This window comes from Bacillus spizizenii TU-B-10 (genome assembly GCF_000227465.1).
Taxonomy (GTDB): domain Bacteria; phylum Bacillota; class Bacilli; order Bacillales; family Bacillaceae; genus Bacillus; species Bacillus spizizenii.
Genome location: NC_016047.1, coordinates 2,576,623 through 2,595,437, shown reverse-complemented (window position 1 = coordinate 2,595,437; position 18,815 = coordinate 2,576,623). Strand labels below are relative to the sequence as shown.

General features: G+C 42.8%; 19 protein-coding genes and 1 other annotated feature. Of the genes, 17 read left to right on the top strand and 2 right to left on the bottom strand.

Translation table 11 applies throughout. The annotated features are described in order from the left end of the window. Positions 1–4 precede the first annotated feature (4 nt). The 17 genes from pgpH (at position 5) to GYO_RS34850 (ending at position 16,915) form a co-directional block, all read left to right on the top strand. Positions 5–2,140, top strand: a complete 2,136-nt coding sequence (gene pgpH, locus GYO_RS34930; protein ID WP_072566562.1) for a cyclic-di-AMP phosphodiesterase PgpH — start codon at positions 5–7, stop codon at positions 2,138–2,140. Further along, positions 2,141–2,614: an rRNA maturation RNase YbeY gene (gene ybeY / locus GYO_RS34925; protein ID WP_014114451.1), complete on the top strand. Its 474-nt coding sequence runs from the start codon at positions 2,141–2,143 to the stop codon at positions 2,612–2,614. It abuts the gene before it with no gap. Then, the gene (locus GYO_RS34920; protein ID WP_014114450.1) at positions 2,595–2,966 is read left to right on the top strand and encodes a diacylglycerol kinase family protein; all 372 of its coding nucleotides are present in this window, start codon (positions 2,595–2,597) and stop codon (positions 2,964–2,966) included. Before ybeY ends, GYO_RS34920 begins: the two co-directional genes overlap by 20 nt. A 120-nt stretch (positions 2,967–3,086) precedes the next feature. After that, on the top strand, positions 3,087–3,497 hold the full coding sequence (locus GYO_RS34915; protein ID WP_003226204.1) for a cytidine deaminase: 411 nt from the start codon (positions 3,087–3,089) through the stop codon (positions 3,495–3,497). Then, positions 3,478–4,383, top strand: coding sequence for a GTPase Era (gene era, locus GYO_RS34910; RefSeq protein WP_014114448.1), 906 nt, complete (start codon positions 3,478–3,480; stop codon positions 4,381–4,383). Before GYO_RS34915 ends, era begins: the two co-directional genes overlap by 20 nt. A gap of 143 nt (positions 4,384–4,526) precedes the next feature. Next, positions 4,527–4,670 (top strand): YqzL family protein, encoded by a 144-nt coding sequence (locus GYO_RS34905; RefSeq protein ID WP_003230053.1) that lies wholly within the window; start codon positions 4,527–4,529, stop codon positions 4,668–4,670. Positions 4,671–4,706: 36 nt separating this feature from the next. Then, on the top strand, positions 4,707–5,474 hold the full coding sequence (recO, locus tag GYO_RS34900; protein WP_014114447.1) for a DNA repair protein RecO: 768 nt from the start codon (positions 4,707–4,709) through the stop codon (positions 5,472–5,474). A 39-nt stretch (positions 5,475–5,513) separates the two neighbouring features. Next, positions 5,514–5,689, top strand: a binding site (T-box leader). A gap of 82 nt (positions 5,690–5,771) precedes the next feature. Continuing rightward, positions 5,772–6,659 carry a glycine--tRNA ligase subunit alpha gene (gene glyQ, locus GYO_RS34895; protein WP_003226213.1) on the top strand — a complete coding sequence of 296 codons (888 nt, stop codon included), beginning with the start codon at positions 5,772–5,774 and terminating at the stop codon, positions 6,657–6,659. Beyond that, positions 6,652–8,691, top strand: a complete 2,040-nt coding sequence (glyS, locus tag GYO_RS34890; RefSeq protein WP_014114446.1) for a glycine--tRNA ligase subunit beta — start codon at positions 6,652–6,654, stop codon at positions 8,689–8,691. Before glyQ ends, glyS begins: the two co-directional genes overlap by 8 nt. A 132-nt stretch (positions 8,692–8,823) precedes the next feature. After that, positions 8,824–9,462: a transcriptional regulator CcpN gene (ccpN, locus tag GYO_RS34885; RefSeq protein ID WP_003237058.1), complete on the top strand. Its 639-nt coding sequence runs from the start codon at positions 8,824–8,826 to the stop codon at positions 9,460–9,462. Between the two features lie 25 nt (positions 9,463–9,487). Next, positions 9,488–10,300, top strand: a complete 813-nt coding sequence (locus GYO_RS34880) for a pyruvate, water dikinase regulatory protein (RefSeq protein ID WP_003226219.1) — start codon at positions 9,488–9,490, stop codon at positions 10,298–10,300. 253 nt (positions 10,301–10,553) lie between these two features. Beyond that, positions 10,554–11,048 carry a YaiI/YqxD family protein gene (locus GYO_RS34875; protein ID WP_014114445.1) on the top strand — a complete coding sequence of 165 codons (495 nt, stop codon included), beginning with the start codon at positions 10,554–10,556 and terminating at the stop codon, positions 11,046–11,048. Positions 11,049–11,081: 33 nt separating this feature from the next. Further along, the gene (gene dnaG / locus GYO_RS34870; protein WP_014114444.1) at positions 11,082–12,893 is read left to right on the top strand and encodes a DNA primase; all 1,812 of its coding nucleotides are present in this window, start codon (positions 11,082–11,084) and stop codon (positions 12,891–12,893) included. Positions 12,894–13,091: 198 nt separating this feature from the next. Further along, positions 13,092–14,207: an RNA polymerase sigma factor RpoD gene (gene rpoD / locus GYO_RS34865; RefSeq protein ID WP_003226225.1), complete on the top strand. Its 1,116-nt coding sequence runs from the start codon at positions 13,092–13,094 to the stop codon at positions 14,205–14,207. A gap of 326 nt (positions 14,208–14,533) precedes the next feature. Further along, positions 14,534–14,896, top strand: coding sequence for a cytochrome c550 (gene cccA, locus GYO_RS34860; RefSeq protein WP_014114442.1), 363 nt, complete (start codon positions 14,534–14,536; stop codon positions 14,894–14,896). 254 nt (positions 14,897–15,150) lie between these two features. Beyond that, positions 15,151–15,801 carry a tRNA (adenine(22)-N(1))-methyltransferase TrmK gene (trmK, locus tag GYO_RS34855; protein ID WP_014114441.1) on the top strand — a complete coding sequence of 217 codons (651 nt, stop codon included), beginning with the start codon at positions 15,151–15,153 and terminating at the stop codon, positions 15,799–15,801. Continuing rightward, entirely contained in the window at positions 15,794–16,915 is a 1,122-nt protein-coding gene (locus GYO_RS34850) for a Nif3-like dinuclear metal center hexameric protein (RefSeq protein WP_014114440.1), read from the top strand. Before trmK ends, GYO_RS34850 begins: the two co-directional genes overlap by 8 nt. 22 nt (positions 16,916–16,937) lie before the next feature. Here GYO_RS34850 and GYO_RS34845 read toward each other — a convergent pair whose 3' ends face one another. Next, positions 16,938–17,882, bottom strand: coding sequence for a 4-hydroxy-3-methylbut-2-enyl diphosphate reductase (locus GYO_RS34845; protein WP_014114439.1), 945 nt, complete (start codon positions 17,880–17,882; stop codon positions 16,938–16,940). Between the two features lie 122 nt (positions 17,883–18,004). Further along, positions 18,005–18,727, bottom strand: a complete 723-nt coding sequence (vrrA, locus tag GYO_RS34840; RefSeq protein WP_014114438.1) for a VrrA/YqfQ family protein — start codon at positions 18,725–18,727, stop codon at positions 18,005–18,007. Between the last annotated feature and the right edge of the window lie 88 nt (positions 18,728–18,815).

Below are 18,815 nucleotides of genomic sequence, written 5' to 3'. Positions count from 1 at the left end.
TCTTGTGTTGAAAAAGAAGGGGAAGACCAAAAGCAGCTCAAAAAAATGGAGCAGCTTTAAAAATGCCCGCTCCATGCATGTACTGCTGTATCTTCTGCTGGCTGCCATTATGTTTGCTTTGCTCTTTGTACATGTTAAGCCGGAAACACTTGATTTAGACCTATTTTCAGTCAGCGACAAGACCATTTATGCTCCGGCAACCGTGGAAGATCAAAAAGCCACAGAGGAAAAAAAGCAAGCCGCTGAGGACGCGGTTGAAGATCAATATACATTAAAAAAAGAATACACAGACAACCGGATTGACCTTGTGTCATCTATATTTGACAGTATCAGCGAAGTGAAAAAATCATCAGAAGAAGACAGTAAATCACCATCGGAAAAATCAATGGTTAAGTCTGTGAAGAACAAATTAACGTCAGATGTGAATGATTCCATATCAGAGGATTCCATCAAGACATTGCTGAAAGCAGACAGTGAAGACTTTTCTTTTGTCAGAGATACGGTCATCACGGCAGTGAATACGGTCATGAGCAGTGAAATCTCATCGGATAAACTATCTGATGCAAAGGATAAAGTAGAAAAAGAGCTAAAGGGCAATTCTATCCCATCTAAATACTTGGGAGCTGCGACAGAAATCGGGCGTTTTGCTATTATCCCGAATTACGTCTTCGATCCGAAAGCGACAGAGGCAAAGCGGCAGGAAGCGTCAGACAATGTCCAGCAGGTTCAGATCAAACAGGGTCAGGTGCTCGTGGAAGAAAATGACCTTATTGATCGGGAAGTGTACAGAAAACTCGAGCTGACCGGGTTATTAAATAACTCAAATCTCTTTAAACCGATCAGCGGCCTATTGATTATGATCGGACTTTTCATTGCAACACTTGTATATTATTTTGAAAAACAGAAACAAAACCTGAAGTTTAAAAACCAATCCATCCTGCTGTTCTCCATTATCACAACGCTTTTGCTTGTTATTATGGAGGTTGTCAGTTTGTTCCAGAAGATGGAATATAATAATATCGGCTACCTGGTACCCATTGCGGCCGGCGCGATCTTAATCAAACTGCTAATGAATGAACGCATTGCCATTTTGGGAAGTATCATTCTTGCGATTTGCGGAAGTATGATGTTTAATCAGGGTGTGACAGGAACATTCAATTATGTCATAGGAATTTATTATTTGATCAGCGGGATTTCAGGTGTTTTATTTTTAGGAAAACACAATGCAAGATCAAAGATTTTGCAGACCGGGCTTTTCGTAGCGTTTATTAATATGGTTGTCGTTCTTTCTTTGTTATTGATCCAAAACACTGCGCTATCGGGTCTTGAAATCGGCACGTTAATGCTGATGGGCGTTGTGTCGGGATTTGCTTCGTCTGTATTGATCATCGGCCTGATGCCGTTTTTTGAGACAGGCTTTGGCATTTTATCCACTATGAGGCTGCTTGAGCTGTCTAATCCTAACCATCCGCTGCTGCGAAAAATATTAACAGAAACACCAGGTACATATCATCACAGTGTAATGGTCGCCAATTTGTCAGAGGCAGCCTGTGAGGCGGTTGGAGCCAATGGTTTGCTTGCAAGAGTCGGCGCGTATTACCACGATCTTGGGAAAACAAAGCGTCCGCAATATTTTATTGAAAACCAAATGAATATTGACAATCCGCATGACAAGCTGTCTCCTCAGCTGAGTAAAAATATCATCATTTCTCATACCACTGACGGTGCGAATATGCTGAGAAGCTATAAATTTCCGAAAGAGCTTGTCGATATTGCTGAGCAGCATCATGGAACCTCGCTTTTAAAGTTCTTTTATTATAAAGCGAAGGAAAAAGGCGACCAGATTACAGAAGAAGAGTTCCGTTATCCAGGACCAAAGCCGCAGTCAAAGGAAGCCGCGATTATATCAGTTGCTGACAGTGTTGAAGCGGCAGTCAGATCCATGCATAATCCAAATCCTGAACGAATTGAAAAGCTTGTCCGGGGTATTATATCCGATAAGCTTCAGGACGGACAGTTCAGTGAATGCGATTTGACATTTAAGGAGCTGGATACAATCGCAAAAACGCTCTGTGCAACATTAAAAGGAATTTTCCACTCCCGGATTGAATATCCGGAGGCTACTAAGAAGGTGAAATAGATGAGTTTACTGATTGATATTGTTGATGAAACGGGGAGTGTCTCTGAAGAGATGCTCAAAGAAGTAGAAAATCTGCTTCAATTTGCCGCTGAACGTGAAGGCGTTCAGGATCAAGCTGAAGTTTCTGTCACGATCGTTACCAATGAAGACATCCAGCAGATCAATAAAGATTACCGCGGAAAGGATACGCCGACAGACGTCATCTCATTTGCTCTTGAAGAAGAGGGAGAAGGCGAGGTTGAAATCGTAGGCGCAGAAATGCCGCCGGTTTTAGGTGATATTATCATCAGTGCGGATCGCACAAGGGAGCAGGCAGAGGAATATAATCATTCTTTTAAAAGAGAGCTCGGATTTCTTGCCGTCCATGGATTTCTGCATCTTTTAGGATATGACCATATGACGAAAGAGGAAGAAAAGGAGATGTTTACTAAGCAAAAGGATTTGCTGGACGCCTATGGACTCAAGAGATCATAGAAATGAGCTGAAGCGATTCTTCAAAAGCTTCGTGCATGCAGGCCGGGGCATCTGGGAAACAGCGCGGACGGAGCGGAATTTCCAATTTCATGTCGCAGCCGCCTGCGCTGTTCTCATTTGCGGCTTCCTCGTAGAGCTCAGCCTAATTGAGTGGGCGATTATTATCCTTTTGATCGGGGGAATGTTTTCGCTGGAGCTTTTAAATACAGCCGTTGAGCATACGGTTGATTTAATAACAGACAAACATCACCCACTTGCTAAAGCGGCTAAGGACGCTGCCGCCGGGGCTGTTTGCGTTTTTGCCGTCATTTCGTGTATCATTGGTTTACTTATTTTTTTGCCAAAGCTGTAATGGCTGAAGATTCTTACATTTATTTTACATTTTTAGAAATGGGCGTGAAAAAAAGCGCGCGATTATGTAAAATATAAAGTGATAGCGGTACCATTATAGGTAAGAGAGGAACATGTACACATGAACAAACAAGAATTGATAACAGAAGCTTTAAAAGCACGTGATATGGCATATGCGCCGTATTCCAAGTTTCAAGTAGGAGCCGCTCTTCTTACCAAGGATGGAAAAGTGTACAGAGGCTGCAACATCGAGAACGCGGCATACAGCATGTGCAATTGCGCTGAGCGTACCGCTTTATTTAAAGCTGTTTCTGAAGGGGATACAGAGTTTCAGATGCTGGCCGTTGCGGCTGACACCCCTGGACCGGTATCTCCGTGCGGAGCCTGCCGCCAGGTGATTTCTGAGCTTTGCACAAAGGACGTTATTGTCGTGCTGACTAATTTACAAGGACAAATAAAAGAAATGACTGTGGAAGAATTATTGCCAGGCGCATTTTCATCGGAGGATTTACATGACGAACGAAAGCTTTAAATCAGGATTTGTATCCATTATTGGAAGACCAAACGTAGGAAAGTCTACATTTTTGAACAGAGTCATTGGACAAAAAATCGCGATCATGAGCGATAAGCCCCAAACGACGAGAAACAAGGTGCAAGGAGTTTTGACGACAGGCACATCACAAACGATTTTTATTGACACACCAGGGATTCATAAACCTAAGCATAAGCTTGGGGACTTTATGATGAAAGTGGCGCAAAATACATTAAAAGAAGTCGATTTGATCTTGTTTATGATCAACGCCGAGGAAGGCTACGGGAAGGGCGACGAATTCATCATTGAGAAATTGCAGAATATGTCTACGCCTGTATTTTTAATCGTAAACAAAATTGACAAAATTCATCCCGATCAATTGCTTTTGTTAATTGACGAATACCGGGGACGTTATCCTTTTAAGGAAATTGTTCCGATTTCTGCTTTAGAAGGAAATAATATCGAAACATTGCTCACGCAGATTGAAGCGTATTTGCCGGAAGGGCCGCAATTCTATCCGAGTGATCAGGTAACCGACCATCCAGAGCGCTTTATCATTTCTGAATTAATCAGGGAAAAGGTGCTGCATCTGACGAGAGAAGAAATCCCGCACAGCATTGCGGTGGCCATCGAATCCATCAAAGGACAGGACAACGGTTCTGTGCACGTAGCGGCAACGATTGTGGTCGAACGGGATTCCCAGAAAGGCATTGTGATCGGAAAAAAAGGAAGCCTGCTGAAAGAGGTTGGAAAAAGAGCGAGAGCGGATATTGAAGCACTGTTAGGCTCCCGTGTCTACCTTGAATTGTGGGTCAAAGTGCAGAAAGACTGGCGCAATAAAATGTCCCAGCTTCGCGATTTTGGCTTTAAAGAGGACGAATATTAATCTCCTTGCTGTGTCATTTTCTCACAGGAACAGGGATACATTAGCAAATTTTGTTTAACATGAAATGGAGGACATCTGGTCAAGATAAAGGTAAGAATTTGGAGTTAGGTAAGCTAGTTTAACTACAGAAAGGTGGGTTTCTTGTGTTGAATTTTACCTGGAACGTATTTTCTCAAACAGGAAATGTTGATACGTATCTTCTTTTTAAAGAGCTGGAAAAAGAGAACATGGAAAGACCCGAAGAACTAGAAGATGAGCTAGCCCGATTTGATTATCCAATTTTATAAACCTCTTGGCCGCTCCTGCTTTAGGAAGGTGCGGAAATGCTGACAAAATGTGAAGGAATCGTTCTTCGCACAAATGATTACGGAGAGACGAATAAAATCGTTACATTACTGACAAGAGAACACGGAAAAATAGGTGTTATGGCAAGAGGCGCCAAAAAACCGAACAGCCGTTTATCAGCAGTCAGCCAGCCCTTTTTGTATGGTTCATTTTTAATGCAAAAAACAACGGGCCTCGGAACGCTTCAGCAGGGTGAAATGATCCTCAGCATGAGAGGCATCAGGGAAGATTTGTTTTTAACAGCATATGCTGCTTATATTGCTGAGCTAGTCGACAAAGGCACAGAAGAAAAGAAGCCAAACCCTTATTTGTTTGAATTCATTTTAGAATCGTTTAAACAGCTGAATGAAGGAACAGATCCGGATGTCATCATCTTCATTGCTCAAATGAAGATGCTCGGTGTCATGGGGCTGTACCCTGAGCTGAATCACTGTGTGCATTGTAAAAGCCAGGATGGGACCTTCCATTTTTCTGTTCGTGATAACGGTTTTATTTGCCATCGCTGCTTTGAAAAAGATCCCTACAGGGTTCCAATTAAACCGCAAACGGCAAGGCTTTTGAGACTGTTTTATTACTTCGATTTGTCGAGGTTGGGCAATGTGTCCTTAAAGCAGGAAACAAAAGCTGAATTAAAGCAAGTGATTGATTTATATTATGAAGAATATTCAGGGTTATATTTAAAATCAAAGCGCTTTTTAGATCAAATGGAAAGCATGAAACATCTGATGGGTGAAAACAAAAGTTGACATCTGGTCCATCTTTTTATATGATCATTTATTATAAAATATGTTGCAGTGAGAGAAAGAAGTACTTGCGTTTACCTCATGAAAGCGACCTTAGGGCGGTGTAAGCTAAGGATGAGCACGCAACGAAAGGCATTCTTGAGCAATTTCAAAAAAAGAGGCTGGGATTTTGTTCTCAGCAACTAGGGTGGAACCGCGGGAGAACTCTCGTCCCTATGTTTGCGGCTGGCAAGCATAGAGACGGGAGTTTTTTGGTTGCTGCCGCAGTCATTTTATGAAGGAAAAGTGGAGGTGCTTGAAATGAATATTCAAGACATGATTCTAACATTGCAAAAGCATTGGTCCAGTCAGGGCTGTGTGCTTATGCAGGCTTACGATGTAGAAAAAGGGGCCGGCACGATGAGCCCGTATACATTTTTGCGCAGTATCGGCCCTGAGCCGTGGAAAGTGGCTTATGTAGAGCCTTCCAGACGCCCTGCCGACGGACGATACGGGGAGAACCCGAACAGACTGTATCAGCATCATCAGTTTCAGGTCATTATTAAACCGTCTCCTGATAACATTCAAGAGCTGTATTTAGATTCCTTGCGCGCGCTTGGAATTGATCCGCTTGAGCACGATATTCGCTTTGTTGAAGACAACTGGGAAAATCCGTCTTTAGGCTGCGCAGGTCTTGGCTGGGAAGTATGGCTTGACGGAATGGAAATCACACAATTTACGTATTTCCAGCAGGTCGGAGGACTAGAGTGTAAACCGGTTTCTGTAGAGATTACGTACGGAATTGAGCGTCTCGCGTCTTATATCCAGGATAAAGAAAATGTTTTCGACTTGGAATGGACGTCAGGGTTTACAGTAAAAGATTTATTCATGATGGCGGAATACGAGCATTCCGTTTACACGTTTGAAACGTCAGATGTCGATATGCTGTTCCAGTTGTTCAGCACGTATGAAAAAGAAGCGATTAAGCAAATGGATAACGGACTTGTTCATCCTGCATATGACTATGTGCTGAAATGCTCGCACACCTTCAACCTGCTTGACGCCAAAGGTGCGATCTCTGTTACCGAGCGGACAGGCTATATCGCAAGAGTGCGAAATTTAGCGAGAAAAGTAGCAAAAACCTATTATGAGGAACGAGAAAAACTAGGGTTCCCAATGCTTAAAGGGGAGGGTTCTTCTCATGAGTAAACAGGATTTACTTTTAGAGATCGGTTTAGAGGAAATGCCGGCGCGCTTTTTAAATGATAGCATGATTCAGCTTGGTGAGAAGCTGACAGGCTGGCTTAAAGAAAAAAATATCACACACGGTGAAGTGAAGCTTTTCAATACACCGAGACGCCTTGCTGTCTTCGTAAAGGATGTAGCAGAAAAGCAGGATGATATAAAAGAAGAGGCGAAAGGGCCTGCGAAAAAAATTGCCCTTGATGCAGACGGCAACTGGACAAAAGCGGCAATCGGCTTTTCAAAGGGCCAAGGCGCAGACGTAAAAGACCTGTACATCAAAGAAGTAAAAGGCACAGAGTATGTATTCGTGCAAAAATTCCAAGCCGGCCAAGAAACGAAATCGCTTCTGCCGGAACTGAGCGGTTTAGTTACTAGCTTGCATTTCCCAAAAAACATGCGCTGGGGAAATGAGGATTTGCGTTATATACGGCCAATCAAATGGATTGCCGCTTTATTTGGACAGGATGTCATTCCATTTTCGATCACAAACGTTGAGTCTGGACGGACAACGCAGGGACACCGTTTCCTTGGACATGAAGTGTCAATTGAATCACCTTCAGCTTATGAAGAGCAGCTGAAAGAACAGCACGTTATTGCTGATCCTAACGTCCGAAAACAAATGATTCAATCTCAGCTGGAAGCGATGGCTGCAGAAAACAATTGGAGCATTCCAGTTGACGAAGATCTTCTTGATGAAGTGAATCATTTAGTAGAATACCCAACAGCTCTTTATGGTTCATTTGAATCTGAGTTTCTGTCAATTCCTGAGGAAGTGCTTGTCACGACAATGAAAGAGCATCAGCGCTACTTCCCTGTCAAAGACAAGAACGGAGAATTGCTGCCTCACTTTATCACAGTCAGAAACGGGAACAGCCACGCGATCGAAAATGTGGCCAGAGGCAATGAAAAAGTGCTGCGCGCGCGTTTATCTGATGCTTCATTCTTCTACAAGGAAGATCAGAAACTAAATATTGATGCAAACGTGAAGAAGCTTGAAAACATTGTTTTTCATGAAGAGCTTGGTTCTCTGGCAGATAAGGTTAGAAGAGTCACTTCAATCGCAGAAAAGCTTGCCGTTCGTCTTCAGGCCAATGAAGATACATTAAAACATGTGAAGCGAGCTGCTGAAATTTCTAAATTTGATCTTGTCACGCACATGATATACGAATTCCCTGAGCTCCAAGGAATTATGGGTGAAAAGTATGCGAGAATGCTTGGCGAAGATGAAGCTGTGGCTGCGGCAGTCAACGAACACTATATGCCTAGATCAGCAGGCGGAGAAACGCCTTCTACTTTCACCGGAGCTGTTGTAGCAATGGCGGATAAGCTAGACACAATCGTTTCATTCTTCTCTATCGGCGTTATTCCGACCGGTTCTCAGGATCCTTACGGGCTGCGTCGCCAAGCAAGCGGTATTGTTGCGATTCTTCTGGACCGCAACTGGGGAATTTCGTTTGAAGAGCTGCTTTCTTTCGTACAAACCGAAAAAGAAAATGAACTGATGGATTTCTTCACTCAGCGCCTGAAATTTGTTTTGAATGCGGAACAGATTCGACACGATGTCATCGACGCCGTGCTGGAAAGCTCTGAGCTTGAGCCATACTCAGCGCTGCATAAAGCACAAGTGCTGGAACAAAAGCTTGGTGCACCGGGCTTTAAGGAAACAGCTGAGGCTTTAGGCCGAGTGATCTCTATCAGCAAAAAAGGAGTCCACGGAGACATTCAGCCTGATCTGTTTGAAAATGAATACGAGGCAAAACTGTTTGATGCCTACCAAACAGCGAAGCAAAACCTGCAGGAAAACTTCAGCAAAAAAGATTATGAGGCGGCGCTTGCTTCACTTGCAGCCTTAAAAGAACCGATCGATGCTTACTTCGATCATACAATGGTTATAGCAGATAATGAGACATTAAAGGCAAACCGTTTGGCGCAAATGGTAAGCTTGGCGGATGAGATCAAGTCCTTTGCGAATATGAATGCCCTTATTGTAAAATAAAGAGAGAAAAGGCGGTTGCTGTGTGATCGGTAATCGTCTTTTCCCCATTTATGAGTTTTTTTGTTTGATTACAAGATATTTACGATATAATATGGATTATTATTCTTTACATAGATATGAAGTGAAAAGGTGGTGAGTACGATCGAACTAAATAAACGGCAAGAACATATTTTGCAGATTGTAAAAGAAAACGGGCCGATTACAGGGGAGCATATTGCAGAAAAGCTGAACCTAACCAGGGCAACATTGCGTCCGGATTTAGCCATACTCACCATGTCAGGATTCCTTGAGGCGCGCCCGAGAGTCGGTTATTTCTACACTGGGAAAACCGGTACCCAGCTTTTGGCAGATAAACTCAAAAAGCTTCAAGTGAAAGACTTTCAATCTATCCCCGTCGTGATTCACGAAAATGTTTCTGTTTACGATGCGATTTGCACCATGTTTTTAGAAGATGTAGGTACTCTGTTTGTGGTGGACCGCGATGCTGTTTTAGTCGGGGTGCTTTCACGAAAAGACTTGCTGAGAGCGAGCATAGGCCAGCAGGAGCTTACATCTGTCCCTGTTCACATCATCATGACAAGGATGCCGAATATTACGGTGTGCAGACGCGAGGATTATGTGATGGACATTGCAAAGCACTTGATAGAAAAACAAATTGATGCACTGCCTGTCATCAAAGATACCGACAAAGGCTTTGAAGTCATCGGCAGAGTGACAAAAACAAATATGACAAAAATACTTGTCAGTTTATCTGAAAATGAAATCCTATAAGATCGCAAACTAACGGGGGGATAATATGAATAACCGCATCATCTATGTTGTATCGGATTCCGTCGGTGAAACGGCTGAATTGGTAGTAAAAGCAGCGCTCAGCCAATTTAACGGTTCAGCGGACGATACACATGTCAGAAGAATTCCTTATGTTGAAGATATAGGCACTATCAATGAAGTGATTTCACTTGCAAAGGCAGACGGCGGCATTATTTGTTTCACACTAGTGGTGCCGGAAATCAGAGAATATTTGATTGCCGAAGCGGATAAAGCAAATGTTTTATATTATGATATTATCGGCCCGTTAATTGATAAAATGGAAACAGCCTACGGTTTAACAGCGAAATACGAACCAGGGCGGGTGCGCCAGCTTGATGAAGACTATTTCAAAAAAGTGGAGGCTATCGAGTTTGCAGTAAAATACGATGATGGACGTGATCCAAGAGGGATTTTAAAAGCTGATATCGTTTTGATCGGGGTATCCAGAACGTCTAAAACACCGCTGTCTCAATATCTCGCCCACAAGCGCCTGAAGGTTGCCAATGTTCCGATTGTTCCCGAGGTTGACCCGCCGGAAGAACTCTTTAACGTTGATCCGAAAAAATGCATAGGCTTAAAGATTAGCCCGGATAAACTGAATCATATCAGAAAAGAACGGTTAAAATCACTTGGGCTTAATGACAAAGCGATCTATGCAAATATCAACAGAATCAAAGAGGAACTGGAATATTTCGAAAAGATTGTGGACCGGATCGGATGCCAGGTTGTTGATGTTTCAAATAAAGCGGTTGAAGAAACAGCAAATATTATCCATCATCTCAAAACAAAAAACATGTAACTCAGGACGCTCTATCCTGGGTTTTTGGCTATGCCAAAAGGGAATAATGAAAAATAATAGCATCTTTGTGAAGTTTGTATTATAATAAAAAATTGTGATAAAATGATTAATTTTAGGTTTAAGGTTCGTGTGATACGAATAAACTATTATGGGTAAGATGTCAAGAATTTCTCCCGGAAATTTTTCGACAAATTCATATACGTCCGCAATGTTAAAGGATGTGCGATTTTGCTTGCTTTTATGCAGGAGTTTAATGGAGGGATGGAGAATTACTCTTCTTAATGAACAAGAAAAGACGATTTTTGTCGATGCAGATGCTTGTCCGGTAAAAGATGAAATTTTACAAACAGCATCCAAGTATGAAGTTCAAGTTCTTTTTGTCGCTTCATTTGAACATTATCAGCTTTCGAGAAGCAATGAAGAAAAATGGAAGTATGTTGATCCTCATAAAGAAGCTGCTGATTTATATATCGCAAATCACGTAAAACCGGGAGATATTGTTGTGACGCAGGACATCGGATTAGCATCCCTGCTGTTGAACAGAAATGTCTCCGTCATGTCGGAAAGAGGGCGTCTTTACAAAGAGGGCACGATTGATTTTGCTCTTGAGAGCCGTCATTTTTCCGGCAAACAAAGGAGAAAAGGCATATACGCCAAAGGGCCTAAAAAATTGAATAAAGAAGATCGAGAACGATTTATTACACTGCTGCAAAAAATCCTGTCGAACGATGAAGGGATTTTGCACTAAAGCATCGAATAATGTACGACGGAGTGTTATAAGATGGGAAATCGGATACCAGATGAAATTGTGGATCAGGTACAAAAGTCGGCAGATATCGTTGAAGTCATAGGTGATTATGTTCAATTAAAGAAGCAAGGCCGAAACTACTTTGGACTCTGTCCTTTTCATGGAGAAAGCACACCTTCGTTTTCCGTATCGCCCGACAAACAGATTTTTCATTGCTTTGGCTGCGGAGCGGGCGGCAATGTTTTCTCTTTTTTAAGGCAGATGGAAGGCTATTCATTTGCCGAGTCGGTTTCTCACCTTGCTGACAAATACCAAATTGATTTTCCAGATAATATAACAGTCCATTCCGGAGCCCGGCCAGAATCTTCTGGAGAACAAAAAATGGCTGAGGCTCATGAGCTCCTAAAGAAATTTTACCATCATTTGTTAATAAATACAAAAGAAGGTCAAGAGGCGCTGGATTATCTGCTTTCAAGGGGCTTTACGAAAGAGCTGATAGATGAATTTCAGATCGGCTATGCTCTTGATTCTTGGGACTTCATCACGAAATTTCTCGTAAAGAGAGGCTTTAGTGAGGCGCAAATGGAAAAAGCGGGTCTCCTGATCAGACGCGAAGACGGGAGCGGATATTTTGACCGTTTCAGAAACCGCGTCATGTTTCCGATCCATGATCACCACGGGTCTGTTGTTGCTTTCTCTGGCAGGGCTCTTGGCAGCCAGCAGCCTAAGTATATGAACAGTCCTGAAACACCGCTCTTTCATAAAAGTAAACTGCTTTACAATTTTTATAAGGCCCGCCTTCATATCAGAAAGCAGGAAAGAGCAGTCTTATTTGAAGGATTTGCCGATGTCATATCGGCCGTAAGCTCGGGTGTGAAAGAAAGCATAGCCACGATGGGAACGTCTCTGACAGATGATCATGTCAAGATCCTGAGAAGAAATGTCGAAGAAATCATTCTTTGCTATGACTCTGATAAAGCCGGTTATGAAGCCACTTTAAAAGCTTCAGATCTTCTGCAAAATAAAGGCTGCAAAGTCAGAGTTGCAATGATTCCTGACGGGTTGGACCCTGACGATTACATCAAAAAGTTCGGCGGGGAAAAATTTAAAAACGACATTATCGACGCCAGTGTCACCGTAATGGCGTTCAAAATGCAATATTTCCGAAAGGGAAAGAACCTGTCTGATGAAGGCGACCGCTTAGCTTACATTAAAGACGTACTGAAAGAAATCAGCACGCTTTCAGGGTCTCTTGAGCAGGAAGTCTATGTAAAACAGCTTGCTTCAGAGTTTTCGCTGTCACAGGAGTCTTTAACCGAGCAGCTGTCTGTTTTCAGCAAGCAAAACAAACCTGCTGACAGTGGCGGTGAAACGAAAACGCGGCGAGCGCATCTGACGACAAAAGCAAGGCAAAAACGTCTGCGCCCGGCGTATGAAAATGCAGAAAGGCTGTTACTCGCCCACATGCTTCGAGATCGGAGCGTTATCAAAAAAGTGATTGACCGGGTAGGCTTTCAATTTAATATTGATGAGCACCGCGCATTAGCCGCCTATCTTTTCGCTTTTTATGAAGAAGGTGCCGAGCTGACGCCTCAGCATCTGATGGCCAGGGTGACGGATGATCAAATTAGCCAGCTCTTGTCTGATATATTAATGCTTCAGATTAATCAAGAGCTCAGCGAAGCCGAGTTATCAGATTATGTAAAAAAAGTGTTGAATCAAAGAAATTGGTCAATGATAAAAGAAAAAGAGGCGGAAAGAGCCGAAGCCGAAAGGCAAAAAGATTTTTTGAGAGCTGCTTCTCTGGCTCAAGAAATCGTTACATTGAACCGATCTTTAAAATAACTGGAAAACCGGTGAGAAGCATTTATTGGCAATGATTCCTTGCGGAGGAGCAAATAGATCGCTTAACCTCATCATGAATTGTCATTTCATTATTCGCACATTGTTAAAGGCAGTTCACATAGAAAACGCCTGAATGGACCGAATAAGAATCATACCGCTTATAGAATTCGTTGCAAGCTTTGGAAGGAGGGATCCATAATGGCTGATAAACAAACCCACGAGACAGAATTAACATTCGACCAAGTAAAAGAGCAATTAACAGAGTCTGGTAAAAAACGTGGCGTTTTGACATATGAAGAAATTGCCGAGCGTATGTCCAGCTTTGAAATTGAATCAGACCAAATGGATGAGTATTATGAATTTTTAGGTGAACAAGGTGTTGAATTAATTAGTGAGAATGAAGAAACAGAAGATCCTAATATTCAGCAGCTTGCCAAAGCCGAAGAAGAATTTGACCTTAATGACCTAAGTGTACCGCCTGGCGTCAAAATCAATGACCCAGTTCGTATGTATCTAAAGGAAATCGGCCGGGTTAACCTTCTTTCTGCAAAAGAAGAAATCGCCTACGCTCAAAAGATTGAGGAGGGTGACGAAGAATCTAAACGCAGATTGGCTGAAGCGAACCTGCGGCTTGTTGTCAGTATCGCAAAACGGTATGTCGGGCGCGGAATGCTGTTCCTTGACCTGATCCAGGAAGGTAACATGGGTCTGATGAAAGCCGTTGAAAAATTTGATTACCGCAAAGGTTATAAATTCAGTACGTATGCTACGTGGTGGATCAGACAGGCAATTACTCGCGCCATTGCCGATCAGGCGAGAACGATCCGGATTCCCGTTCATATGGTTGAAACCATTAATAAATTAATCCGTGTGCAGCGTCAATTACTGCAAGATTTAGGCAGAGAACCAACACCTGAAGAAATTGCGGAAGATATGGATTTAACACCTGAAAAAGTACGCGAAATCTTAAAGATTGCACAAGAGCCGGTATCGCTGGAAACACCGATCGGTGAAGAGGATGATTCGCATCTTGGTGATTTCATTGAAGACCAGGAAGCAACTTCACCTTCAGACCACGCCGCATATGAGCTATTGAAAGAGCAGCTGGAAGATGTACTTGATACGTTAACTGATCGTGAAGAAAATGTATTGCGTCTTCGATTCGGTCTTGATGATGGCCGTACAAGAACATTAGAAGAGGTCGGCAAGGTATTTGGAGTAACGAGAGAGCGTATTCGACAAATCGAAGCCAAAGCGTTGCGGAAACTAAGACATCCTAGCAGAAGTAAACGTTTGAAAGATTTTCTCGAATAAGATGGAACGGGTCTTGCAGATCCGTTCTTCTTTTTTCAAAAAGATATATGGATAATATGCCTTTATTTTACTGAAAAATGATGTCATTTGCAAATGGACATTGTGACGAAAAATTTCAAATATGATTCCATATTTTCTATTGTAAGCGTATACAATACATTATACAATAGAATAAAAAGGATATCAGAGAAATAGGCATGTTTCTATTCAATTTTGTATAAAGTGTGAATAAAAAACTTTTGTATAGCAATCCATTTACTTTTTGTAAAATTAAGTTAGAATTAGAAGTGTTTACATAGGGGAAGGATCAAAAAGGGGGAAGGGAAATGAAATGGAACCCGCTTATTCCATTTTTATTGATCGCTGTTTTAGGAATTGGTCTAACTTTCTTTTTATCAGTAAAGGGGCTTGATGACTCTCGGGAGATTGCAAGCGGCGGAGAAAGCAAATCTGCTGAAAAGGAAGATGCAAACGCTTCACCGGAGGATATTTACAAGGCAAACTGTATCGCGTGCCACGGTGAAAATTATGAAGGTGTTTCAGGTCCGAGCTTAAAAGGTGTAGGGGATAAGAAAGATGTCGGTGAGATTAAAACAAAGATCGAAAAAGGTGGCAATGGAATGCCTTCCGGTCTTGTTCCGGCTGATAAGCTAGATGATATGGCAGAGTGGGTGTCAAAAATTAAATAACAAATCTATCTTTCTCCTTATTCGTTCTCAGGCCGCCGAGATGTTCTCGACAGCCTTTTATTTTTGTCTGCGTATGTAGACACACATCAAAAGAAATAAACTGAAAATCATTCGCTCAGCTTGGATTCCGGGCTGATTTTTTATATGATAGTAAAGGAAAAAATGATGGAGAAAAGTTGTGATGACAAGTGAACGAATTAAAATTATCTAAACGATTGCAAACAGTAGCGGAATACATACCGAATGGAGCGGTGATGGCCGATATCGGGTCTGACCACGCTTACCTTCCTTGTTATGCGGTGCTGAATCATAAAGCCAGCGGGGCAATTGCGGGAGAAATAACAGACGGCCCGTTTTTGTCTGCCAAGCGGCAGGTAGAAAAATCAGGCTTAAGCGCGCACATTTCTGTAAGGCAGGGAGACGGCCTGGAAGTCATTAAAAAAGGTGAAGCCGATGCCATTACGATTGCCGGAATGGGCGGATCTTTGATCGCTCACATTTTAGAAGCGGGTAAAGACAAATTAACCGGGAAAGAACGGCTTATTTTACAGCCGAATATTCATGCTGTTCATATCAGGGAGTGGCTTTATAAAGAAGGATATGCGCTGACAGATGAAGTGATCCTTGAAGAAGACGGAAAGTGCTATGAGGTGCTTGTCGCCGAAGCGGGAGACAGAGATGCGGCTTATGCCGGTATTTCATTATCAGCTGGTATGCTCGTCGGCCCTTTCTTGGCAAAAGAAAAGAGTGCTGTCTTTTTGAAAAAATGGACACAAGAGCTTCAGCACACGCAAAACATTTATGAACAGATCAGCCGAGCTGCAAGTACAGAGCAAAATAAACAGAAATTAAAGGAGCTCGCGGATCGAATAGAGCTGCTAAAGGAGGTTATCGATCATGGCTAAAAGCGTAAATGGGCAGCAGATCATCCAGCTGTTTGAACAATTTTCCCCGAAAGCCTATGCGGTCGAAGGCGATAAAATCGGCCTGCAAATCGGCACCTTAAACAAACCGATTAAAAATGTGATGGTTACACTTGATGTGTTGGAGAGTGTTATCGATGAAGCGATTGAAAAAGAGGTTGATTTGATTATTGCACACCATCCTCCTATTTTCAGGCCGCTAAAGCATATTTCAACAGATCAGCCTGCCGGAAGGTTAATTGAAAAGTGTTTGAAGCATGATATCGCTGTTTATGCAGCTCACACAAATTTAGACATTGCAGACGGCGGCGTCAATGACTTGCTTGCTGAAGCATTAGAGCTGAGTGAAACAGAGGTGTTGGTGCCTACTTATACTGATCCTCTGAAAAAGCTGGCCGTATACGTGCCGAAGGAATATGAAGAGCAGGTCAGAACAGCGCTTGGAAATGCGGGAGCCGGCCATATCGGCGAATACAGCCATTGCGCATTTTCATCTGAAGGAATCGGCAGCTTTAAGCCATTGGATGGCGCCAAGCCTTTTATCGGTGAAGTGGGAGAGCTTGAGCTTGTTCATGAAGTTAGGCTAGAGACTGTGTTTCCTAAAAGCATCGAAAAAGGTGTTATACATGCAATGATAAAAAGCCATCCATATGAAGAAGTCGCTTACGACATCTATCCTGTCGAACAGTCTCCTGCCGAAAAAGGGCTCGGCCGTGTCGGAACACTTAAAAATGAGATGACGCTCAAGGAATTCGCTTTATTTGTAAAAGACAAACTTGAAGTGAATGGCGTCAGAATGGTGGGTGAAGCTGACAGCATGGTGAAGAAGGTAGCTGTTCTAGGCGGAGATGGAAACAAGTATATTCATCATGCGAAACGAAAGGGCGCCGATGTTTACGTCACAGGAGATTTATACTTCCATGTGGCTCATGATGCGATGATGCTAGGCCTGAATGTTGTTGATCCGGGACATTACGCGGAAAAAATCATGAAAGAAGGCGTCACGAGAAAATTGACGTCAATGTGCAATGATAAAAAGCTGGACGTAACTATCTTTGTTTCTGAAACAGATACAAATCCATTTGCATTTCTATAAAAAAACTGAGGCTTATACAGCCTCAGTTTTTTGCTTTTACTTTCGGAAGTATTTTTTTGAGCGGTACATTGTGTTCCGTTGTCCAAGTTGATGGATCTTCATGCTCATACTGCTCCAAAAAGCGAATGACTTCTTTTGTGATCGGCGTTGGTGTTGAAGCCCCCGCAGTAACTGCAACGGTATTAACGCCTTTCAGCCATTCGAGTTTTAATTCGCTTAGGTCTCCGATTCGGTATGCTTTTGTGCCGGCTATTTCCTCTGACACTTGAGCGAGCCTATTTGAATTGTTGCTTTTCGGGTCGCCGACAACGATTGTTAAGTCCGCTTTTTTCGCTTGTTCTGATACAGCTTCTTGCCGTACTTGAGTAGCGAGGCAAATCTCTTGATGATATTCGACATGAGGATATTTCTCTTTGACAAGCTCCATGATGTCGTGAACATCCCATTGAGACATCGTTGTCTGATTGGTCACGATTAATTTCTCTGCTTGGATATCAAGGTTTTTCACATCTTCTTCTGTTTCAACTAAGTGAACGATCTCAGGCGCTACGCCAACGGCTCCTTCAGGCTCTGGATGCCCTTTTTTGCCGACATAGATCACGTGATAACCTTTTTCTTTCATCTCTAGAATTAAATTGTGGGTTTTCGTCACATCCGGACATGTAGCATCAATTGCGACTAATCCTTTTTCCTCAGCGATTTTTCTGACTTCGGGAGAAACACCATGCGCAGTGAAAATAACAGTTCCTTTTTCAACCTGCTTCAGGATGTCCAGACGGTTAGCACCGTCCAAAGTAAAGATTCCTTCCTCTTCAAACGCATCAGTGACGTGTTTATTATGAACAATCATCCCGAGTATATAGATGGGTCTTGGCAAGCTTTTATCTAGTGACGCGTTTTTGGCAATGACCATAGCATCAACAACGCCATAGCAATAGCCGCGCGGCGAAATTTTAATTACGTCCATTTTCGGTTGTCCTCCAATACTGAAGTGAGTAAAGGCAATATAAAAAGCCGTAATCAAACGGCTCTATTCTTGCATTCTTCTGATCTCATTATAGCCAATCTCACTTCAGATATCAAAGAATGTTAAATATATAATCTCGGCTTTGAACTGCCTGATGTTCTTTTCGGAGAAGGAGAGGCAGCTTCATTTTTCTTCGGGGCAGATGTTTTTGATTTTTGTTCTTTACTGTCAGATGTTTTTGATTTCTTGGATAGAGAAGAACTTTTTGGTTGTGATTTTTTGTTCCCATCTGAGCTTTTGGTTTCAGCCTCGTTCTCTGTTTCTGAGGTTTCTTGTGAATCTGTTTGATTTTCATTTTCCTCATTGCTCTCTGTATCATCACTTTTACTTAATTGGCTGTACAGTTTCATCATTGCCGGCAGATTGCGGACTAATGGGCCGTACTGCTGGATCATGGGGGTGACTTGCTGAGCCATGCCGAGCACTTTTTGCACATTCCCAAGCATACTGGATAAAGATGCAGGATTGGCGATATTTTGAATGCTTTGCAGACCTGCTCCCCCGCTCGCTGCTGCGCCTGCTCCTGGAGCTCCGGCGCCGCCAGCGCCTCCTCCGCCGGGTAAGAACCTTGACAGCATTCCTTTTAGGCCTCCGCCCGCACCATTTCTCGCCCCGGCATTTGCCTGAGGAAGAAATTGTCCGGATTGCTGAAAACCTTGCTGCTGCGGTCCAAATGAAGGCCTTCGCATATTAGGCGGTCTTCTGCCCATCATTTGCTGATTTGGCATGGGGCGGGGCGGTCCGGCCTGCGGATAATTTCTCATCGGCTGCTGCGGTGAAAACATACTTGTACCTCCTTTCAGCTCTCTCTGCTATTAGAATATGCATGGGCTGCGGTATTTGCTTTACATAACTGAATAAAACAAACGCCTT

What these genes read in the sequence shown, in the direction of transcription:
- glyS (WP_014114446.1), top strand. Translation starts at nt 6,652, where the DNA reads ATGAGTAAACAGGATTTACTTTTAGAGATCGGTTTAGAGGAAATGCCG.
- glyQ (WP_003226213.1), top strand. Translation starts at nt 5,772, where the DNA reads ATGAATATTCAAGACATGATTCTAACATTGCAAAAGCATTGGTCCAGT.
- GYO_RS34920 (WP_014114450.1), top strand. Translation starts at nt 2,595, where the DNA reads ATGGACTCAAGAGATCATAGAAATGAGCTGAAGCGATTCTTCAAAAGC.
- GYO_RS34845 (WP_014114439.1), bottom strand. Translation starts at nt 17,882, where the DNA reads ATGGACGTAATTAAAATTTCGCCGCGCGGCTATTGCTATGGCGTTGTT.
- GYO_RS34880 (WP_003226219.1), top strand. Translation starts at nt 9,488, where the DNA reads ATGAATAACCGCATCATCTATGTTGTATCGGATTCCGTCGGTGAAACG.
- GYO_RS34850 (WP_014114440.1), top strand. Translation starts at nt 15,794, where the DNA reads ATGGCTAAAAGCGTAAATGGGCAGCAGATCATCCAGCTGTTTGAACAA.
- cccA (WP_014114442.1), top strand. Translation starts at nt 14,534, where the DNA reads ATGAAATGGAACCCGCTTATTCCATTTTTATTGATCGCTGTTTTAGGA.
- dnaG (WP_014114444.1), top strand. Translation starts at nt 11,082, where the DNA reads ATGGGAAATCGGATACCAGATGAAATTGTGGATCAGGTACAAAAGTCG.
- trmK (WP_014114441.1), top strand. Translation starts at nt 15,151, where the DNA reads ATGGCCGATATCGGGTCTGACCACGCTTACCTTCCTTGTTATGCGGTG.
- vrrA (WP_014114438.1), bottom strand. Translation starts at nt 18,727, where the DNA reads ATGTTTTCACCGCAGCAGCCGATGAGAAATTATCCGCAGGCCGGACCG.
- rpoD (WP_003226225.1), top strand. Translation starts at nt 13,092, where the DNA reads ATGGCTGATAAACAAACCCACGAGACAGAATTAACATTCGACCAAGTA.
- era (WP_014114448.1), top strand. Translation starts at nt 3,478, where the DNA reads ATGACGAACGAAAGCTTTAAATCAGGATTTGTATCCATTATTGGAAGA.
- GYO_RS34875 (WP_014114445.1), top strand. Translation starts at nt 10,554, where the DNA reads ATGGAGGGATGGAGAATTACTCTTCTTAATGAACAAGAAAAGACGATT.
- ybeY (WP_014114451.1), top strand. Translation starts at nt 2,141, where the DNA reads ATGAGTTTACTGATTGATATTGTTGATGAAACGGGGAGTGTCTCTGAA.
- GYO_RS34915 (WP_003226204.1), top strand. Translation starts at nt 3,087, where the DNA reads ATGAACAAACAAGAATTGATAACAGAAGCTTTAAAAGCACGTGATATG.
- recO (WP_014114447.1), top strand. Translation starts at nt 4,707, where the DNA reads ATGCTGACAAAATGTGAAGGAATCGTTCTTCGCACAAATGATTACGGA.